Consider the following 18958-nt stretch of genomic DNA (forward strand, 5'->3'; position numbering starts at 1 on the left):
AGGGGATGTTTCGTCTCCTGGGGATCCTGCTCACCGTGCTCTTCGCGATCGCGACGGCGATCGTCGTGTGGCCGCAGTTCTTCCGCCTCGAGCAGACCTACCCGTTCGCGCAGCTCGTCGCCGCCCGCGGCATCGTGCTCGGCGGGTTCCTGGTCATCGCGGTGCTGGCACTGTTGCTCCTGCTCGCCCGTCCTCTCCGCGGCTTCGCGGCGTCGATCCTGATCGTCGCCCTCCTCGGCGCCGCGGCGACGGGTGCCATCGGCGCGACCCGCGGCTTCGGCACGGGCACGCTCCCCGAGCCGACGGACACCAGCATGCGGGTGCTCACCTGGAACACGGCGGGAGAGGCGGTGTCGGCCGAGCAGATCGCCCACGAGATCCTGGAGCAGCAAGCCGACGTGGTCGCGCTGCCGGAGACCACCGAGGAGGTCGGCGAGCGGATCGCGCTGATGCTGCGCGAGCAGGGCCACCCGATGTGGGTGCACCACGTGCAGTTCCGCCCGGACGTGGAGGACGGCCCGCAGTCCTGGCAGACCACCGTCCTCGTGGCTCCGGAGCTCGGGGAGTACTCCGTGATCGAGTCCTCCAAGGACGGCAGCAACAACACCGGGTCCGTGCCGAGCGCTGTGCTCATGCCCATCGACGGCGACGGTCCCACGATCGTCGCCGTGCACGCGGTCGCGCCGCGCATGGAGGAGATGAAGCAGTGGCAGAGCGATCTGCAGTGGATCGCCGACCAGTGCCCCGCGGGTGACTTCATCCTCGCCGGCGACTTCAACGCCACCGTCGACCACATGGCCTCCCTCGGCGTCGATGGCGGCGACATCGGCTACTGCCGCGACGTCGCGTCCCGGACCGGCAACGGGATGTCGGGCACGTGGCCGAGTTCGTTCCCCGCCCTCGCCGGCGCCCCCATCGACCACGTGATGGCGTCCGCCAACTGGCGGCCCGCCGGCTCCGCCGTGCTCGACGACGCCGGCGGGAGCGATCACCGCGCCCTGATCGTGCAGCTCGAGCCCGCCGGCTGATCACCGCCCTGCCCGCCTAGGTGAGAGACTGGACGGATGAGCACCGGAGAAAACGACACGATCGCTGACGAGACCGTCGGAGCCCCCGTCGAGAACAGCTCGACCAACCGGAAGCAGCCCTTCCCGCAGGGCTTCCTCGACACCATCTCGACCGGGTGGGCCGAGCGCCCGGAGACGCGGCCCGCCCCGCGCGCTCAGGCCCCGTACGCCCAGCGCCGCCGCGCCGCCGTCTCCGCTGCCTTCCCCGGGAAGCGACTCGTGATCCCCGCCGGCTCGCTCAAGCAGCGCAGCAACGACACCGACTACGTCTTCCGCGCGCATTCGGCCTTCGCGCATCTCACCGGCTGGGCATCCGACGCCGAGCCCGACTCGGTCCTCGTTTTCGAACCGACGACGGATGGACACGACGTCACCCTGTACTTCCGCGAGCGCGCCGACCGCACGACGACCGAGTTCTACGCCGACGCCACGGTCGGCGAGTTCTGGATCGGACCGCGCCCGTCCCTGGCCGGCGTCGCCGCCGATCTTCAGGTGGCGACGGCGCACCTGGACGAGTTCGCCCCGGTCGACGGAGAGCTTTTCCTCGACGAGGACGAGGCCCTCACGCGCTTCGTCTCCGAGCTGCGCCTGATCAAGGACGACTTCGAGATCGCCGAGATGCGCCGCGCCGTGGGGATCACCGCGCAGGGCTTCGACGACATCATCCGCGAGCTCCCCGCTGCCGTCGCGCACGCCCGCGGCGAACGCGTCGTCGAGGGCGTCTTCCACCGCCGCGCTCGCGAGGACGGCAACGGCGAGGGCTATGACACGATCGCCGCCTCCGGCCCGCACGCGTGCTACCTGCACTGGACGCGCAACGACGGCACGGTCGTGCCCGGTGACCTCATCCTCGTCGATGCCGGCGTAGAGGCGGACAGCCTCTACACCGCCGACATCACCCGGACGCTGCCGGTGTCCGGGAGGTTCAGCGAGGTGCAGCGTCGCGTCTACGAGACCGTCCGCGAGGCCGCCGACGCCGCCTTCGCCGCGGCGAAGGTCGGCGTCCGGTTCCGCGACGTCCACGCGGCGGCCATGACCGTGATCGCCGCGCGTACCGCGGAATGGGGTCTGTTGCCCGTCACCGCCGAGGAGGCGCTCGACGCGGACAGAGGCGGCCAGCACCGTCGGTACATGGTCCACGGCACATCGCACCATCTCGGCATCGACGTGCATGACTGTGCCCAGGCACGCCGGGAGATGTACTACGACGGCATCCTCACGCCGGGCATGGTCTTCACGATCGAGCCCGGACTGTACTTCCAGATCGACGACCTCACGGTACCGGCCGAACTGCGCGGCATCGGCGTCCGGATCGAGGACGACATCCTGATGACCGAGGACGGGCCCGTCAACCTCTCCGCGGACATCCCCCGCACGGCCGACGAGGTCGAGGCGTGGATGGCTCGCCTGCAGGGCTGACGACGGGAAGGAGCGGGGCCGCGGCCCCGCTCATCACCCTCGCAGCGTCCTGACGAAGGCATCGACCACGGGCGCCAGGTCCGCGCCGACGTCCGCCGGTGGTCGCCGCCGGCCCTTCACCTCGAAGGAGTGGCCGCCACCCTCGATCCAGTGCACCCGCGCGTCCTGACAGGACGCGACGGCATCCTCGAGCTGGGCGATCGGCTGGATGAACGGATCCGCCGCCCCCTCGATGAACAACTGCGGCGCGGCGATCGACGGCAGGTGGGCGATGCGCGGCTTGTCTGGACGTCCCGGGGGATGGAGGGGGTACCCGAGGTAGACGAGACCCTCCACGGCGAGACCTTCCGCGACGGCCAGGGACGCCATGCGTCCGCCGTAGGACTTCCCGGCCGCCCAAACCGCGGCTCCGGGTGCCCGGACGCGGGCTTCGGCGACCGCGGCATCCCACGTCGCCACCGCGTGCGCGGCAGGGCCTGGCATGCGGCGTCCCTGTTCGGCGTACGGGAAGGCGAAACGCAGCGTCGAATAGCCGAGCGCCGCGAGCGCCCGGTCGAATCCGACGAGGAACGGGTGGTCCTTCCCGGCTCCGGCCCCGTGGGCGATCAGCACGACGTCGTCGCGGGTGCCCGGTGTCCAGTCGGCGGACACCGTGGTCGCCCCAGCGGGCAGGGCGACCTCGATCCGGACGGCGGCGGGCTCCGGGATCACCGCACGGATCCGGGAGTGCCGGTCTCCGGGTCGGCGGGCCGCGGCGGAAGACCGGGCTCAGGAGCGGGAGCAGGCTCAGGTGCCGGGCCGGGCTCAGGAGCCGGAGCAGGCTCCGGAGCCGGAGCAGGCTCAGGAGCCGGAGCAGGCTCCGGTGCCGGAGCAGGCTCCGGTGCCGGGCCGGGCTCAGGGGCGGGGGCAGGAGCGGGAGCCGGAGTGCCCTGCGGGATCCGCTCGCCGTACTTCGGCGGCTCGTCGAGGTTCACCGGCGGACGGACCGGGGCGACGCGCTGGGCGCCCAGCACCTGCCGTGCCTTCGCCAGCGAGCCGGGCTGCACGGTCACCTCGTAGTGGTCAGCGGCGAACTGCGTCACGCTCGCGAAGTCCCGACGCCGACGCACGATCGCGTACGTGATGAGGCTCAGCAGCATGCCGACCGCGACACCGATGAGGACGAAGCCCACGAACAGCTGGATCGGCACCTCGGGGTTGCCGAGGACGAGGATCGCCGAGAGGAACAGGCCGATGAGCACGCCGTTGATCGCGCCGGACCGCGCAGCGGCGGCATACCCGAGTCGTCCGGTCACGCGCTCGACCGTCCGCACGCTCTGGCCGACGATCGCGATGTCGCGCGCGGGGACTTCCCCGGCGATCAGCTTCGACACCGCCTTCTGCGCGCTCTCGTAGTCGCGCATCGACGCGACGATCTCACCGGTGTCCGTGCCGCTCGCGGGGCGATTCAGCATGCTCATCCGGCCATTCTTCCACGTCGCGCCTCGACGCCGGCCGAGGGCCCGTCGCGACCGCCGCCCCGGCACACCGCGGGCTACGCTGGTCGAGTGAGCACACAACGGGTTTTCGCCGCGCGCCTGGCAGGCTGCGCCGTCTTCGATCCCGTCGGCGACCGGCTCGGCAAGGTCCGGGATGTCGTCGTCGTGTATCGAAGTACCGCGGCCCCGCGCGTGATCGGTCTCGTGGTGGAGATCCCCGGGCGCCGCCATGTGTTCCTCTCCATCGGCCGGGTCACGTCGATCCGGTCCGGGCAGGTCATCACCACCGGTCTCATCAACGTGCGCCGCTTCTCCCCCCGCGCCGGCGAGGTGCGTGTCCTCGCGGAGATGCTGGGGCGACGCGTGAGCCTCACCGACGGCAGCGGCACCGCCGTCATCGAGGACGTCGCGATCGAACCCAACCGCCTCGGCGAGTGGGCGATCAGTCAGCTCTTCCTGCGTCGCCCGAAGACCGGCGCCTCGCCGTTCGCGAAGGGCCCGACGACGTTCGCGGCGTGGAGCGAGGTCACCGAGGAGCAGGCGCCGGGCGAAGCGCAGTCCGCCGAACAGCTCGTCGCCTCCTATTCCGAGCTGCACGCCGCCGACCTCGCGAACACCCTCCTCGATCTCCCGCAGCAGCGCATGATCGAGGTCGCCGAGGAGCTGTCAGACGATCGCCTCGCCGACGCCCTCGAGGAGATGCCCGAGGACGAGCAGGTGCACATCCTCGACCGCCTCGGCGAGGAGCGCGCGGCCGACATCCTCGACCAGATGGAGCCGGACGACGCCGCCGACCTCCTGGCCCAGCTCCCGCCCACCCAGCTGGAGGAGCTGCTGCAGCGCATGGAGCCGGAGAAGGCGGAAGACGTCCGGATGCTCCTGCGCTACGGTCCCGATACCGCCGGCGGTCTGATGACCCCTGAGCCGATCATCCTGTCCGCGGACGCCACGGTCGCAGAGGCGCTCGCGCTCATCCGCCGCCACGAGCTGCATCCCGCCCTCGCCGCGGCCGTGTTCGTGACGCTCCCGCCCTTCGAGACGCCCACCGGCCGGCTGCTCGGCCTCGTGCACTTCCAGCGGATGCTCCGCTACCCGCCGCATGAGCGGCTCGGGGCGATCCTCGACGACAGCCTGGAACCGGTGCCTGTCACCGCCTCCGCCGCCGAGGTCGCCCGCATGCTGGCGAGCTACGACCTCGTGTCGCTTCCCGTGGTCGATGCCGCGCACCGCCTTGTCGGCGCGATCAGCATCGACGACGTCCTCGACTATCTCCTCCCGGACGACTGGCGGACGCACGACAGCGACGACGTCTCCCCGCCTGTGACGGGGGCACGCTGATGGCGCGCAAGGAACGGGCCGCCCGCCTCGACGCCCCGGGACGGACGAGCACCCGCCCCCGTTCCACGTCGCGGGACCGCTTCGGACGTTTCACGGAGTGGGTCGCCCGCGCGATGGGCACCCCGGCCTTCCTGGTGATCCTCAGCCTCTTCTGCATCCTCTGGATCGGCTGGAACACGCTGATGCCGCGGGAGGTGCGGTTCGACGACGCCGCGCTCGGCTTCACCGCGCTCACGCTGATGCTGTCGCTGCAGGCCTCTTACGCCGCTCCGCTCATCCTCCTCGCGCAGAACCGCCAGGACGACCGCGACCGCGTGCAGATCGAGCAGGACCGGCAGCGCGCCGAGCGCAACCTCGCCGACACCGAGTATCTCGCCCGCGAGATCGTCGCACTGCGGATGTCGCTGGAGGAGCGGAACTCGCAGGTCGTTACCCGCGACGTGCTGCGGCAGGAGCTCCGCGCCCTCTTGGCCGAGCTGGGCGACGCCGAGGAGAAGCCCACGGGCGGCACCGCATCATGAGCGGGGCCGAGAGCGTCAGGGCCGCCGTCTCGGCGGTGACCGATCCGGAACTGCGACGTCCGATCGGCGACCTCGACATGGTGCGGGACATCACGGTCGAGGACGGCGTGGCGCACGTCGGCATCGTCCTGACGATCGTCGGGTGCCCCGCCGCAGACCGCATCGAGCGGGACGTGCACGGGGCGGCCGCTGCGGTCCCCGGCATCACGGCCGTCGAGGTCGAGGTGGGCGTGATGACCCCAGCCGAGCGCAGAGCACTCACCGAGCGGTTGCGAGAGGGCCGACCCGCGCGACACATGCCGTTCGGTCCCGACTCCCTCACCCGCGTCATCCTCGTCAGCAGCGGCAAGGGCGGCGTCGGGAAATCGACGGTCACCGCGAACCTCGCCGTGGCACTCGCCGACCACGGCCTCGCGGTCGGGCTGGTCGACGCGGACGTGCACGGGTTCTCGATCCCCGGCCTGCTCGGCATCCCCGCCGGCACGCAGCCGACCCGCATCGACGACCTCATGCTGCCGCCGGTGGCCCACGGCGTGAAGACCATCTCGATCGGGATGTTCCTGCGCGATGGGGAGTCCGTCGTGGCGTGGCGCGGACCGATGCTGCACCGCACCGTCTCGCAGTTCCTCACCGACGTCTTCTTCGGCGACCTCGATGTCCTGCTCATCGACATGCCGCCCGGCACCGGTGACATCGCCATCTCGATCGGGCAGCTCCTCCCCCACGCCGAGGTGCTCGTGGTCACCACCCCCCAGGCGGCGGCCTCCGACGTGGCCATCCGCAGCGGGCTCGTGGCGCGGCAGACCGGCCAGCGGGTGATCGGCGTCGTCGAGAACATGGCCGCGTACACCCTTCCCGACGGCACCGTCGTCGACCTGTTCGGCGCGGGCGGCGGAGCGGCGGTCGCGGAGGCGCTGTCCGAGCCCGACGCCCCGGTGCCGTTGCTGGCCTCCATCCCGCTGAGCCCGGCGCTCCGCCAGGGCGGGGACGAGGGCGTCCCGGTCGTCGCGGCCGCCCCGGACGACGCCGCCGCCCAGGCGATCCGCGATCTCGCCGCCGCGCTCGCGCGTCGAGGACGAGGGTTGGCCGGCCGCTCGCTGCCCATGTCGATCGGGTGAGTGTGCGTGGGAGGATGGACGGATGCCGCATCGCTCCGTGACCGTGGATGAAGGTCTCCTTCGGAGGATGGCGCGCGACGCCGCCGTCTACGCCCTGACCAGACCTGTCGCGATCGTGATGTGGGTGGCGCTGGCGGCTGGGCTCGTGCTCTCCGTGCTCACCCTCAACAGCCGTCTCGCCGCCGGCGAGGAGGTGAGCACGCTCGTCGCCTGGATGCCCGTCGTGACGGTGGCCCTGGGCGCGTACGCGGTGATCCTCACCACTTCGAGCGCACGACGCGCCGTGCGCGCCGCGATGCCGGTGGAGAGTGTGGTGTGGGTCGCGCTCGACGAGGATCGGCTGCAGCTGGGGAGCGATCGCCGCCGCTCGGAGATCCCCTACCGCACCTTCCAGAGCCTCCGCGTCGGCAGGGACGCCGTCCTCTTCAAGGTGCGCGATGCCTCCGTCGCCACCGCGATCCCGCGCTCGCTCTTCAGCGACGAGGAGCTGACGATGCTGCGGGCGAGGATATCCTGATCCGCGCGCTCAGGTCGCCTCGGTGTCGAACGGCGGCCGGTTCTCCGCGCTGAAGGTCGGTGGAGCCGTGCGCGGCGCCACCGGCTCGGCGATCGTCGCGGTGGCCCGTGCCGGGGTCGCGGGCTGCGGCTCCTCCAGGAGCGCGTCGCGGATGATGCGCCGGGGGTCGTACTGCCGCGGGTCGAGCTTGCGCCAGTCCACGTCGTCGAGTTCCGGCCCCATCTCCTCCCGAACTCGGCTCTTCGTGTCGCGGACGTACTCGCCCGCCCTGCGCACGATCTTCGCGAAGCCCTCCGCGGCACGCGGCAGACGCTCGGGGCCGATGATCAGCACGGCGATCAGGCCGATGAGCAGCAGCTTCTCGAAGGTGAGGCCGAACGTCATGTGAACAGGCTACCGCCGCGCCTGCGGGCTCCGCGCGCGTCGACCACATACCCTGGGATCAACAGCCATGCAGGCAGGGAGAGACAGGTCATGAGCGAGCACGACGCCAACGCGCGCTTCCTTCGGGAGTCCATCGTGGAGCCGGATGCCATCGCCCGCGCACGCGCCCATGCCGTCGAGCTGGGCGCCGCGCCCGTGAGCACGGTCGTCGGCTCGCAGATCGCCGTGCTCGCCGCAGCCGGCACCGCCCGCTCCATCGTCGAGATCGGTACCGGCGCCGGGGTCTCCGGACTCTGGCTGCTGCGCGGGGCACCGGACGCGGTGCTGACCTCGATCGACAACGAGCCCGAGCACCTTGCCGCCGCCCGCCAGGCGTTCGCGGAGGCGAGGGTGCCCGCCACCCGTGCACGGTTCATCGCCGGGCGCGCGATGGATGTGCTCCCCCGCATGAACGAGGCGTCGTACGACATCGTGCTCGTCGACGCCGACCCCGAGAACGTCATCGAATACGTCGAGCACGGCCTTCGTCTCGCCCGCACCGGGGGCATGGTGCTCGTGCCTCGCGTCCTCGCCGGAGGCCGGGTGGCCGACCCGGTCCAGCGCGATGACATCACCTCCGCGTACCGATCGCTCGTGCAGGAGACGCAGGAGTCGTCGGCGGTGCTGGCGACCGTCTCGCCCGCCGGTGAAGGGCTCCTGCAGCTGATCCGGCTCGACGACCGCTCCTGATTGAGGAGTACCGACGCGAAGAGGGCGATGGATCCACGGATCCATCGCCCTCTCGGTTCCGCCGCAGCGGACCAGATTCGATCAGGCCGGGGCTACGACGGCACCCAGCACGTCGTGAAGCTCCTTGGCCTCGGCGTCGTTCACGGAGACGACCAGACGGCCGCCACCCTCGAGCGGAACACGCACGATGATGAGTCGTCCCTCTTTCACGGCCTCCATGGGTCCGTCTCCGGTCCTCGGCTTCATCGCTGCCATCGTGGCTCCCTTTCCTCCGGTGGTATGGAATGAGTTTATCGGGTGCGACCGCGCCGTGGACGTCACGCCGACACAATCCCCCGCGCGCGTCGTCAGGGCACCTGCCAGAACGTGCTCCCCAGGGCATACACGTGGTAGATCCAGACCCACTGGCCGATCAGGCACAGCGCCAGCACGCCGAGCCGCCAGGCGCGAGACCGGGGCACGGCGACCGCCCCCCACGCCGGGCTGAGCGGCAGGAGCAGGCGGAAGGTGCTCGACTGCGGGAAGAACACCGCGAGGAGGTAGAGCAGATAGCTCGCACTCCAGAGCCGCAGGTCGGGACCGAGCGCCCGCACCTGCGGGGACAGGAGCAGCGCGGCGCCCGCCGCGACCACGAGGACGACGAGGGCGACCGGCCCCCACTCCGACGGCAGGCCCCACAGCGCGAACCAGAACTGCGACGCCTGCACCCATCCCTCGAAGGGCACGAAGCCGTCGACGCCGCCCTCGATCCAATGCCGCCGCCACGCCAGCTCGGTGGCGAGATACGCGCCGGGGTCGCCTGTCACGAGGCCGGCGATCATCTGCCAGGCGAAGCCGGTGGCCGTGGCCAGCGCCCCGAGCGCCACGATGTGCAGGACGTCGCGCACGGCCAGCGGATCGGTGCGTCGGTGCATCCACCGGAGGATCCCGTGCAGGCCGAGGTACAGCGCGAAGGCGAGAACCCCGGGCCGGGTGAACCCCAGCACCGGGATGAGCAGGTACAGCCAGGCGTAGTTCCGGCGGATCGTCGCGTCCAGCGCGAGGAACAGCAACAGGAGGAAGAGCGTCTCCGCGTATCCCACCTGGAACATCGCGGCCACCGGTCCGGAGGCGAAGAAGACCACGGCCCACAGTGCCGCGGCGTTCCCGACGCGGTCGCGGAGCAGGCGATGCAGCGCGAGGCAGGCCAGGTACCCGGCCACGGAGGAGAGCACGAGGGCTCCGGCGCCCCAGGAGCCGAACACGAATCCGAGGGTCTTCGCGGCGTACGCGAACACGGGCATGAATGCCCAGGCGTTCTCTGCCACCTGCCCGTCGTCGGTCAGCGGGAGCTCCGCGGGGTAGCCGTGCACCGCGACCTGCCAGTACCACTGCGCGTCCCAGCCGAGGACGAAGTCGATCAGCCCGGCATCGCCGCCGAAGCGCGAGAACACCGTGGACAGGGAGGCGGCGGCGATGAGGAATCCGGTCGTCACGACCCGGGCGAGGACGTAGACGATGCCGATGCGCAGGGCGAGCGGCATCCGTGCCCAGCGCCGCGTGAGCGTCAGTGCGACGTGAGCCATGCGCGCAGACCTCGCTCGACGGCGTCGATCTGGGCGAGCGGCACACGCTCCTCGTCGTGGTGGGCGAGGTGCGGGTCGCCCGGGCCGTAGTTCACGGCCGGGATGCCGAGCGCCGAGAAACGGGCCACGTCGGTCCAGCCGTACTTCGGCTGCGGCTCCGCTCCGACGGCCGTGACGAACCGATGGGCGATCTCGGCGTCCAGCCCGGGGCGCGCACCCTCCGCGACGTCCGTGATCTCCACGTCGAATCCGGCGAGCACCGCTCGGACGTGCGCCTCGGCATCGGCCGCGGACTTGTTCGGTGCGAAGCGGTAGTTGACCTCGACCTCGCAGGCGTCGGGGATGACGTTGCCGGCGACCCCGCCGGCAACGCGGACCGCGCTGAGCCCCTCCCGGTAGAGCAGGCCCTCCACCAGCACCTCGCGCGCTCGGTACTCGGACAGCCGGGTGAGGATGGGGGCCGCGCGATGGATCGCGTTCTCGCCGATCCAGGCCCTGGCGCTGTGCGCGCGCACTCCCGTGGTCCGCACGATCGCCCGCAGCGTGCCGTTGCATCCGCCCTCGACCTGGCCGTTCGACGGCTCCCCGAGGATGGCGAAATCGGCCTGGAACAGGTCGGGACGCGCTGCGGCGAGGAGCCCGAGACCGTTCAGGGAGGCCGCGACCTCCTCGTTGTCGTACCACATCCAGGTCACGTCGATCGCGGGGTCGGTGAGCTCGGCGGCGAGCTTGAGCTGCACCGCGACCCCGGCTTTCATGTCGACGGTGCCGCGACCCCACAGATGCGGCACGCCGTCGATCTCGATGTCGCGCGTGGGCAGGTTGTCGTTGAGGGGCACAGTGTCGATGTGCCCGGCGATCGCGACGCGCTGCGCCCGCCCGAGGTCCGTGCGAGCGACGACCGTGTTGCCGTGCCGGATGACCTCCAGGTGCGGCAGGCCGGACACGGCCTCCTCGATCAGATCGGCGAGAGTCTTCTCCTCGCCGGAGACGCTCGGGACGTCGCAGATCGCGCGGGTGATGTCGGCGGAGGACGCGGTCAGATCGAGCACCATGCCCCCAGCCTACTGATGCCCGTCATGCGGGACGGGACACCGTCGTCGGCGCGATACCGTGGAGGCATGAGCGACGCACGATCTGTCTGGGGACTCGGCCTGACGACCACCGCGAGCGACGGCACGGTCCTCGACGCGTGGTACCCGGCGGTCCGCTCGTCCGCGCCGTCCGACGCCGAGGTCGCCGCCGCGCGCACCGCGCTCGACGCACAGACCGGACCGGACGAGCGCCGCGACGTCACCCTCGCGCTGGTCGAGCTCACGATCGACCTGGACGCGGCCCCGGCCTCCACCGCGGACGCCTATCTGCGTCTGCACGCCCTGTCGCACCTGCTCGTGCGGCCGAACGCCCTCAACCTCGACGGCATCTTCGGTCACCTGCCGAACGTCGCCTGGACCAACGCCGGCCCGCTGCTCCCCGCCGACGCCGCACGCCTGCGTCCGCAGCTCCAGCGCGCCGGTATCCAGATCCAGGGCCTGGACAAGTTCCCTCGTCTCACCGACTACGTGCAGCCCGCCGGTGTACGCATCGCCGACGCCTCGCGCGTGCGGCTCGGCGCCCACCTCGCCCCCGGCACCACGGTCATGCACGAGGGCTTCGTCAACTTCAATGCGGGCACCCTCGGCGCCTCGATGGTCGAGGGTCGCATCTCGCAGGGCGTGGTGGTCGGCGACGGCAGCGACATCGGCGGCGGCGCCTCGATCATGGGCACGCTCTCCGGCGGAGGGTCGCACCGCGTGTCGATCGGCGCTCGAACGCTGCTCGGCGCGAACGCCGGCATCGGCATCTCCCTCGGCGACGACTGCGTCGTGGAGGCGGGGCTCTACGTCACCGCCGGCACGAAGATCGTCCTCGCCGACGGTCCTGCGACGGCCGACGGGGGCCGGAAGACCGTCAAGGGGGCGGAGCTGTCCGGTCAGGACGGTCTCCTGTTCCGGCGCAACTCGCTCACGGGTGCCGTCGAGGCGGTCCGCCGCGCCGGCGTCGGTGTCACGCTCAACGAGGCGCTGCACGCCTGACAGCCCGCCTGCAGCCTTCCACCGGTCGCCGCTGATAGACTGAGCGCGTTGCCCGCGCCGCCGGCCGGTCAGCATCGTCGTCGTCTAGGGGTCTCCGAGGACCGAAGCGAGCGCCCGCGCTCCCCTCTCCAGCCCGAACTGGCCATTCGCACGGCGAACGGACGCGCACTCGCTGCGTCTTCGCCCACCTCACCCCACTATCCCGCGCCGTTCTCGTGCGCTGACGGAGTTCTCTGCATGCCTTCCTTCCTCGACCTCGGCGTTCCCGCCGAGCTCGCCACCGTCCTCGCCGCCTCCGGAAAGACCGAGGCGTTCGCGATCCAGCGTGACACCCTGCCCGACTCGCTCGCCGGCCGCGACCTCCTCGGTCGCGGACGCACGGGCAGCGGCAAGACCATCGCCTTCGCCCTGCCGCTCGTCGCGCGTCTGGCGGCCTCCGGTCACAAGCGCCGTTCCGGTCTGCCCCGCGGCCTCGTGCTCGCCCCCACCCGCGAGCTGGCCACCCAGATCGCCGCGACCGTCGCCCCGCTCGCCGAGGCCGTCGGCCTGCGCGTCACCACCGTGTTCGGCGGCGTGAGCCAGCGGCCGCAGGAGCAGGCGCTCCAGGGCGGCGTCGACATCGTCGTCGCCTGCCCCGGCCGTCTGGAAGACCTCATGAAGCAGCAGGTCGTGCGCCTGAGCGCCATCGAGGTCACCGTGCTCGACGAGGCCGACCACATGGCCGACCTCGGCTTCCTCCCCGGCGTCACCCGCATCCTGTCGGCGACGCCCGCCGACGGACAGCGCCTGCTGTTCAGCGCGACGCTGGACCGCGGCATCGACACGCTCGCCCGCCGCTTCCTGACGAACGCGGTCAGCCACGAGGTCGACGAGGCGAGCGTGCCGGTCGGCGAGATGACCCACCGCGTGCTGGTCGTCGACTCGCCGGAGAACAAGACCGTGCTGGTGCGCGACCTCGCCTCCGGAACGGGGCGCCGCATCCTCTTCACGCGCACCAAGCACCAGGCGAAGAAGCTCGCCAAGCAGCTCACCGCCGCCGGGATCCCGGCCGTCGACCTGCACGGCAACCTGTCCCAGAACGCGCGGGAGCGCAACCTCGGGGCCTTCTCCGCCGACCCGGCGGACGGGGGCGTCCGCGTCCTCGTCGCGACCGACGTCGCGGCCCGCGGTGTGCACGTCGACAACGTCGATCTCGTCGTCCACGTCGATCCGCCCGTCGAGCACAAGGCGTACCTCCACCGTTCCGGACGCACGGCCCGGGCCGGCGCTGCCGGCACGGTCGTCACCGTGGTCCTCCCCGAGCAGCGCCGTGATGTGAAGGACCTCCTGCGCAAGGCCGCGATCACGGCCCCGCTGGAGAACCTCACCGCCGACGCGGTCACCGAGCTCGTCCCGGAGCGTGCACCGCACGTGCGCCCCGCTCCCCCGCAGCCGCAGCAGCAGCGCTCCGCGAAGCAGCGGCCGGCGGGCGGCGAGAAGAGCTCCGCGACCACTCCGCCGTCCCGCCGTCGTCGTCGCCCGCGGTCCGCAGGCCAGGGCGGTGCGCCCGGCTCGCAGCGCCAGGGCGGCCAGGGCCGCCAGGGCACGCGCGGGGCTCAGGGCCGCTGACCCCGGTTCGCGCCTGACGACAGCGAAGGCCCCCTCGCACTCCGGTGCGAGGGGGCCTTCGGCGTTTGCGACGCCGCGCTCAGCGCGTCGGGAACGCGCGCTCCGGCGACCCCGTGTAGAGCTGCTGCGGGCGGCCGATCTTGGTCTGCGGGTCGAGCTGCAGCTCGCGCCACTGGGCGAGCCAGCCGGGAAGGCGGCCGATCGCGAAGAGCACGGTGAACATGCGCGTGGGGAAGCCCATCGCCTTGTAGATCACGCCGGTGTAGAAGTCGACGTTCGGGTACAGGCGACGCTCGCGGAAGTAGTCGTCGGCGAGGGCGATCTCCTCGAGCTCCTTCGCGAGGTCCAGGAGCGGATCCGTCACGCCGAGCGAGTTCAGCACCTCGTCTGCGGCTTCCTTGACGAGCTTGGCGCGCGGGTCGTAGTTCTTGTAGACCCGGTGGCCGAAGCCCATCAGCTTCACGCCCTCTTCCTTGTTCTTCACCCGCTCGACGAAGCGCGACACGCTCTGGCCCGAGTCGCGGATCTGGCCGAGCATGGTGAGGACGGCCTCGTTCGCGCCGCCGTGCAGCGGTCCGGAGAGCGCCTGGATGCCGGCCGAGACGGAGGCGAACTGGTTGGCACCCGTCGAGCCGACGAGGCGGACCGTGGAGGTCGAGGCGTTCTGCTCGTGGTCCTCGTGCAGGATGAGCAGCAGCTCGAGCGCCTTCACCATCGTCGGATTGATCTCGTACGGCTCGGAGTTCACGCCGAAGTTGAGCTTGAGGAAATTCTCGACGAACCCGAGCGAGTTGTCCGGGTAGAGGAACGCCTGTCCGACGCTCTTCTTGTGCGCGTATGCGGCGATGACCGGGAGCTTGGCGAGCATGCGGATGGTGTTCAGCTCGACGTGCTCGGGGTTGTGCGGGTCGGTCTGCCCCTCGTAGTACGTCGACAGGGCCGCGACGGCGGAGGACAGCACCGACATCGGGTGGGCGGTGTGCGGCAGCGCGGAGAAGAAGCGCTTGAGGTCTTCGTGCAGCAGCGTGTGGCGACGGATCTTCTCGTCGAACTCCGCGAGCTCCGTGGCGGACGGCAGCTCCCCGTAGATGAGCAGCCACGCGACCTCGAGGTAGCTGGTGCTGCCGGCGAGCTGCTCGATCGGATAGCCGCGGTACCGCAGGATGCCCTTGTCCCCGTCGATGAAGGTGATGTCCGACTTGGTGGAGGCGGTGTTGACGAAGCCGTAGTCGAGCCCCGTGTATCCGGTCTGACGCGTCAACGTCGAGAAGTCGATGCTGTCGTGGCCCGCGGTACCGCGCACCAGGGGGAATTCGGCGGTGGTGTCGCCGATCGTCAGCTTCGCCGTCTGGTCTGCCGCAGCGCTCACGCGGACCTCCTCCTTCTGTCTGATCGCCCCGGCGTCGCGGGCGTCAGCAAGTTCTTGATCAAGCCGGAACTGGCGATCTCTCGGGCGCTGAGCGCCTGGCCGGGTGCCGACCGAATCGCCTTTACAGCCTAGTCGTCACACAGGCCTACTGTGACAACCGCCAAAGGGATCGGCACAGCAGGGAGGGTTCCTACAGATCCGCTCCGCGCAGGCGCCGGGCCGCCTCGGCGACGCGGTCCGTCGGCGCCGTCAGCGACAGTCGCACATGCTCCGGAGAGGAAGCGCCGTAGAAGTGCCCGGGTCCGGCGAGGATCCCGAGGTGGGCAAGGCGCGCCATCGACTCCCAGGCGTCGCGACCCTCGGTCGCCCACAGATAGAGTCCGGCCTCCGAGCCATCGATACGGAAGCCGGCCGCCTGGACGGCCGGAAGCAGCAGCCCGCGCCGCTCGCGGTAGAGCTCCTTCTGCGCCGCGACGTGCGCCTCGTCACCGAGGGCGACGGCCATCGCCTGCTGGACGGGCGCGGGCGGCATGAGGCCGAGATGCTTGCGCGCGGTGAGGAGATCGCCGACCACACGGGCGCAGCCGGCGACGAAGGCCGCGCGGTATCCCGCGAGGTTGGACTGCTTGCTCAGCGAATAGACGCTGAGCAGGTTCGCCCGCGTGCCGCCGGTCACCCGCGGGTCGAGCACCGACGGGATGGGTTCGTCGGCCCAGGGACCGTCCCATCCCAGTTCGGCGTAGCACTCGTCGCTGGCCAGCACCGCACCCAGCTCGCGTGCCCGCTGCACCGCAACGGCGAGCTCGTCGACGGTCCACGTGCGGCCGTCCGGATTGCCCGGGCTGTTGATCCAGATGAGCTTGGTACCCACCGGCCATTCCGCCGGGTCGTCAGCGGCGACCGGCGTGGCGCCCGCGACCCGCGCGCCGACGTCGTACGTCGGGTACGCCACCCGGGGGTGCACGACGAGATCGCCCTCGCCGAGGCCCAGCAGCGTGGGCAGCAGGGCGACGAGCTCCTTGGAGCCGATGGTCGGCAGGACGTTGTCGACCCGGAGGCCCGGGACGCCGCGCTGGCGGGCATACCAGTCGACGATGGCCTCCCGGAGCGCGGGGGTGCCGACGGTCTGCGGATAGGCGTGGGCATCGGTCGCCTCGGCGAGCGCCCGGCGGATGACCTCCGGTGTGGGGTCGACCGGCGAGCCGACGGAGAGGTCGACGAGACCGTCCGGGTGCCGGGCGGCGCGCTCGCGGTAAGGGACGACGGCATCCCAGGGATAGTCGGCGAGGTCGCGGACGCTCACGGCGTGCGCCTACTCGCCCTGGGGCGGGAGCGCGGCGATGATCGGGTGGTCGAACGGGTAGACGCCGACCTTGGCGGCGCCGCCGGGCGAGCCGATCTCGTCGAAGAACTCGACGTTGGCCTTGTAGTAGTCCTGCCACTCGTCGGGAAGGTCGTCCTCGTAGTAGATCGCCTCGACGGGGCAGACCGGCTCGCAGGCCCCGCAGTCCACGCACTCGTCGGGGTGGATGTAGAGCGACCGTTCGCCCTCGTAGATGCAGTCAACGGGGCACTCGTCGATGCAGGCGCGATCCTTGACATCGACGCACGGGAGGGCGATCACATACGTCACCCCCTCAGTCTACGACCCGCGGACCTCGGGTTCCTCCGAGGACGGTCCGGACGAGCGCACCGGCTGCCGGGAGAAGGACGGCCAGGCGATCACCAGAAGGACGATGCCGGCGGCGAGATAGGTCCAGATGCGTCCGGCGAGCGAATCCTGCACGACGACGGAGCCGCCGGGACCCACGCCCGAGATGATCACGAGCATCCCCAGCATCCCGAGACCTGCGGCCACGGCCGCCCCCCGATCGTGGGTGAGCGCACGGACGGCGATGAGGATCGCGGCGCAGGCGACGGCGGCGACGATGAGGCCGATCGGGATCGGTCCCCACATGACGCTGTGTGCGATGGTCCCGGCCACGCCGTAGACCCCACCCACCAGGGCAGCGGCCACCCAGGACAGCACCCTCGACAACCACTTCCCGCGCACCCCCCGATCCTACCCGGGCGCCGTCCGGCGCGACGACGTCTCAGGCGGCGAGATCGAACAGCCGCAGCAGCGCCGCGACGAGCGCAGCGGCCGCGACCACCACCAGGAAGGACTGCCGCAGCCAGAGCAGCCCGGCCGCGACCAGCAGCGCGGGAACCCGGGCGTCCACGGTGATGGCCTGCCCGTCGCCGAGGGACTGCACCGCGACGAGCGCGGCGAGCAGGGCAACGGTGAGGAGATCCGAGATGCGGGCGGGGCCCGGCGCTTCGAGCACCTTCGGGGGCACGAGATAGCCCACGGCCTTCAGGGCGAGGCAGACCAAGGCGGCAAGGAGGATGGCGCTCCAGAGACTCATGCGCCGGCCTCCGCGTCGCGGGCCCGTGCGGGTCGCGGCGTTCCCAGCCAGTTGAACCAGCCGACCACGATCGCGACGAGCGCGGCGACGAGGACCGGCAGCCCCGGCAGGAGGAACGGCGTGAGCGCTGCCGCCACCACGGCCGCCGCGATCCCGACGACGATGGCCTGCCGCTGGCGCAGGCGCGGCCACAGCAGGGCGAGGAAGGCGGCGGCCGCCGCCGCGTCCAGACCCCACGTCTTCGGGTCGCCGAGCACGTCGCCGACGAGCGCGCCGATGAGCGTCGTGAGGTTCCAGCCGAGGAAGATGCCGATGCCGGTGACCCAGAAGCCCACCCGGCGGAGGCGCGGGTCGTCCTGCGCGATCGCCACGGCGGTGGACTCGTCGATCGTGAAGTGTGCCGCGGCGGCTCGTCTCGCCGGTCCGCCGCCGATGAGCGGGGACATGCGCATGCCGTAGGCGACGTTGCGCACACCGAGGAGCGCAGCCGACGCGATCGCCGAAGGCAGTGCGGCGAGGCCGCCCGCGGCGAACACCCCGACGAAGGCGAACTGCGATCCCCCGGTGAACATCAGGAGGCTGAGCACGCACGTCTGCCAGACGTCCAGCCCGGCGGCGACCGCGAGGGCACCGAACGACACCCCGTAAGCACTCGTCGCGAGGACGACCCCGAGCGCCTCACGCCAGACTTCGCGCTCAGCGGTCACGGGAACTCACCCATCCCACCGTTCTCTTCACTGAACACACGCTCATCATTCTGAACATCCGGGCAGGCATAGTCAAGCGAACGATCGTTTGCCATGATGAACGCATGGACGATCTCCGCACCCGCATCGCCCGCACGCTCCGCCGCGAGCGCGAGGCGGCGCACCTGTCCGTCTCCGAACTCGCGAGGAGAGCGGGCATCTCCAAGGCCACCGTCTCTCAGCTCGAGAGCGGCGCCGGAAATCCGAGCGTGGAGACGCTGTGGGCGCTGGGTGTCGCGCTCGGCGTACCCTTCGCGGTGCTCGTCGACCAGCAAGCCAACGCCCCCACCCTCATCCGCGCCGACGACCTCGCGGGCGTGCCGTCCTCCGCCGCGGCCTATAGCGCCACTCTGCTCTCCGCGAGCCCTCCCGGCGCCCGGAGAGACGTCTACCTCATCCAGGCGGAACCCGGCGACCCCCGCCGGTCCGACCCCCACCACGCGGGCACGATCGAGCACGTGATCCTCATCGCCGGACAGGCACGGGTCGGCCCCCCCGACGATGCCGTGGTGCTGAACCCCGGCGACTATCTGACCTATGCCGGCGACGTCGCGCACGTCTTCGAGGCGGTCGAGCCCGGCACGAGCGCCGTCCTCATCTCCGAGCTGCGCTGAGG

The 18958-nt window shown here is 71.3% G+C and carries 22 protein-coding genes; 10 read left to right on the top strand and 12 right to left on the bottom strand.

The features are described 5' to 3' along the window. The first annotated feature begins 5 nt into the window (after nt 1-5). Both CYL12_RS06590 and CYL12_RS06595 read left to right on the top strand, forming a co-directional pair. Nucleotides 6-1028, top strand: coding sequence for an endonuclease/exonuclease/phosphatase family protein (locus CYL12_RS06590; RefSeq protein ID WP_101846610.1), 1023 nt, complete (start codon nt 6-8; stop codon nt 1026-1028). 36 nt (nt 1029-1064) lie between these two features. Beyond that, a complete protein-coding gene (locus tag CYL12_RS06595) occupies nt 1065-2486 on the top strand; it encodes an aminopeptidase P family protein (protein WP_101846612.1) in 1422 nt (473 codons plus the stop codon). Between the two features lie 33 nt (nt 2487-2519). Here the strand turns inward: CYL12_RS06595 and CYL12_RS06600 are convergent, their stop codons facing one another. Continuing rightward, nucleotides 2520-3197, bottom strand: a complete 678-nt coding sequence (locus CYL12_RS06600) for an alpha/beta hydrolase family protein (protein WP_101846614.1) — start codon at nt 3195-3197, stop codon at nt 2520-2522. Continuing rightward, nucleotides 3194-3946, bottom strand: coding sequence for a general stress protein (locus CYL12_RS06605; RefSeq protein ID WP_233486853.1), 753 nt, complete (start codon nt 3944-3946; stop codon nt 3194-3196). The genes CYL12_RS06600 and CYL12_RS06605 overlap by 4 nt, the downstream gene beginning before the upstream one ends. Before the next feature lie 87 nt (nt 3947-4033). On the opposite strand from CYL12_RS06605, the gene CYL12_RS06610 reads away from it, so the two are divergent. Genes CYL12_RS06610 through CYL12_RS06625 form a run of 4 tightly spaced genes read left to right on the top strand, consistent with a single transcriptional unit; the run spans nt 4034 to nt 7458 of the window. Continuing rightward, complete coding sequence (locus tag CYL12_RS06610) at nt 4034-5302, top strand: magnesium transporter MgtE N-terminal domain-containing protein (RefSeq protein ID WP_101846616.1); 1269 nt, start codon at nt 4034-4036, stop codon at nt 5300-5302. Further along, nucleotides 5302-5823, top strand: coding sequence for a DUF1003 domain-containing protein (locus tag CYL12_RS06615; protein WP_101846618.1), 522 nt, complete (start codon nt 5302-5304; stop codon nt 5821-5823). Before CYL12_RS06610 ends, CYL12_RS06615 begins: the two co-directional genes overlap by 1 nt. Beyond that, complete coding sequence (locus CYL12_RS06620) at nt 5820-6941, top strand: Mrp/NBP35 family ATP-binding protein (RefSeq protein ID WP_101846620.1); 1122 nt, start codon at nt 5820-5822, stop codon at nt 6939-6941. Before CYL12_RS06615 ends, CYL12_RS06620 begins: the two co-directional genes overlap by 4 nt. A 22-nt stretch (nt 6942-6963) precedes the next feature. Further along, the gene (locus CYL12_RS06625) at nt 6964-7458 is read left to right on the top strand and encodes a YcxB family protein (RefSeq protein WP_101846622.1); all 495 of its coding nucleotides are present in this window, start codon (nt 6964-6966) and stop codon (nt 7456-7458) included. 9 nt (nt 7459-7467) lie between these two features. Here the strand turns inward: CYL12_RS06625 and CYL12_RS06630 are convergent, their stop codons facing one another. Continuing rightward, nucleotides 7468-7842 carry a Sec-independent protein translocase family protein gene (locus tag CYL12_RS06630; protein WP_101846623.1) on the bottom strand — a complete coding sequence of 125 codons (375 nt, stop codon included), beginning with the start codon at nt 7840-7842 and terminating at the stop codon, nt 7468-7470. A 90-nt stretch (nt 7843-7932) separates the two neighbouring features. Between CYL12_RS06630 and CYL12_RS06635 the strand changes: the two genes are divergently transcribed. After that, nucleotides 7933-8571: an O-methyltransferase gene (locus CYL12_RS06635; protein WP_101846625.1), complete on the top strand. Its 639-nt coding sequence runs from the start codon at nt 7933-7935 to the stop codon at nt 8569-8571. 81 nt (nt 8572-8652) lie between these two features. Here CYL12_RS06635 and CYL12_RS06640 read toward each other — a convergent pair whose 3' ends face one another. The 3 genes from CYL12_RS06640 to dapE all read right to left on the bottom strand — a co-directional run bounded on the left by CYL12_RS06640 (nt 8653) and on the right by dapE (nt 11191). Beyond that, nucleotides 8653-8826 (bottom strand): DUF3117 domain-containing protein, encoded by a 174-nt coding sequence (locus CYL12_RS06640; protein WP_071328210.1) that lies wholly within the window; start codon nt 8824-8826, stop codon nt 8653-8655. A gap of 92 nt (nt 8827-8918) precedes the next feature. Further along, nucleotides 8919-10136 (bottom strand): hypothetical protein, encoded by a 1218-nt coding sequence (locus CYL12_RS06645; protein ID WP_101846629.1) that lies wholly within the window; start codon nt 10134-10136, stop codon nt 8919-8921. Further along, a complete protein-coding gene (gene dapE / locus CYL12_RS06650; RefSeq protein WP_101846631.1) occupies nt 10118-11191 on the bottom strand; it encodes a succinyl-diaminopimelate desuccinylase in 1074 nt (357 codons plus the stop codon). Before dapE ends, CYL12_RS06645 begins: the two co-directional genes overlap by 19 nt. A 66-nt stretch (nt 11192-11257) precedes the next feature. On the opposite strand from dapE, the gene dapD reads away from it, so the two are divergent. Continuing rightward, nucleotides 11258-12211, top strand: coding sequence for a 2,3,4,5-tetrahydropyridine-2,6-dicarboxylate N-succinyltransferase (gene dapD / locus CYL12_RS06655; RefSeq protein ID WP_101846633.1), 954 nt, complete (start codon nt 11258-11260; stop codon nt 12209-12211). 237 nt (nt 12212-12448) lie between these two features. Continuing rightward, nucleotides 12449-13819: a DEAD/DEAH box helicase gene (locus CYL12_RS06660; protein WP_101846635.1), complete on the top strand. Its 1371-nt coding sequence runs from the start codon at nt 12449-12451 to the stop codon at nt 13817-13819. A 79-nt stretch (nt 13820-13898) separates the two neighbouring features. Here the strand turns inward: CYL12_RS06660 and CYL12_RS06665 are convergent, their stop codons facing one another. The 6 genes from CYL12_RS06665 to CYL12_RS06690 form a co-directional block, all read right to left on the bottom strand. Beyond that, nucleotides 13899-15188, bottom strand: coding sequence for a citrate synthase (locus CYL12_RS06665; RefSeq protein WP_101846637.1), 1290 nt, complete (start codon nt 15186-15188; stop codon nt 13899-13901). Nucleotides 15189-15378: 190 nt separating this feature from the next. Next, on the bottom strand, nt 15379-16491 hold the full coding sequence (gene dapC / locus CYL12_RS06670; RefSeq protein WP_101846640.1) for a succinyldiaminopimelate transaminase: 1113 nt from the start codon (nt 16489-16491) through the stop codon (nt 15379-15381). Nucleotides 16492-16500: 9 nt separating this feature from the next. Continuing rightward, on the bottom strand, nt 16501-16821 hold the full coding sequence (fdxA, locus tag CYL12_RS06675) for a ferredoxin (RefSeq protein ID WP_017203330.1): 321 nt from the start codon (nt 16819-16821) through the stop codon (nt 16501-16503). A gap of 9 nt (nt 16822-16830) precedes the next feature. Beyond that, nucleotides 16831-17241 (bottom strand): histidinol dehydrogenase, encoded by a 411-nt coding sequence (locus tag CYL12_RS06680; protein ID WP_233486854.1) that lies wholly within the window; start codon nt 17239-17241, stop codon nt 16831-16833. Nucleotides 17242-17281: 40 nt separating this feature from the next. Beyond that, entirely contained in the window at nt 17282-17596 is a 315-nt protein-coding gene (locus tag CYL12_RS06685) for an AzlD domain-containing protein (RefSeq protein WP_101846644.1), read from the bottom strand. Further along, nucleotides 17593-18303 (bottom strand): AzlC family ABC transporter permease, encoded by a 711-nt coding sequence (locus CYL12_RS06690; protein ID WP_101846646.1) that lies wholly within the window; start codon nt 18301-18303, stop codon nt 17593-17595. The genes CYL12_RS06685 and CYL12_RS06690 overlap by 4 nt, the downstream gene beginning before the upstream one ends. Before the next feature lie 104 nt (nt 18304-18407). Here CYL12_RS06690 and CYL12_RS06695 point away from each other — a divergent pair, with 104 nt between their 5' ends. Next, nucleotides 18408-18956 carry a helix-turn-helix domain-containing protein gene (locus tag CYL12_RS06695; protein ID WP_101846648.1) on the top strand — a complete coding sequence of 183 codons (549 nt, stop codon included), beginning with the start codon at nt 18408-18410 and terminating at the stop codon, nt 18954-18956. Nucleotides 18957-18958: the final 2 nt, after the last annotated feature.

Origin of the sequence: Zhihengliuella sp. ISTPL4 (assembly GCF_002848265.1) — a bacterium.
Lineage (GTDB): Bacteria > Actinomycetota > Actinomycetes > Actinomycetales > Microbacteriaceae > Microbacterium.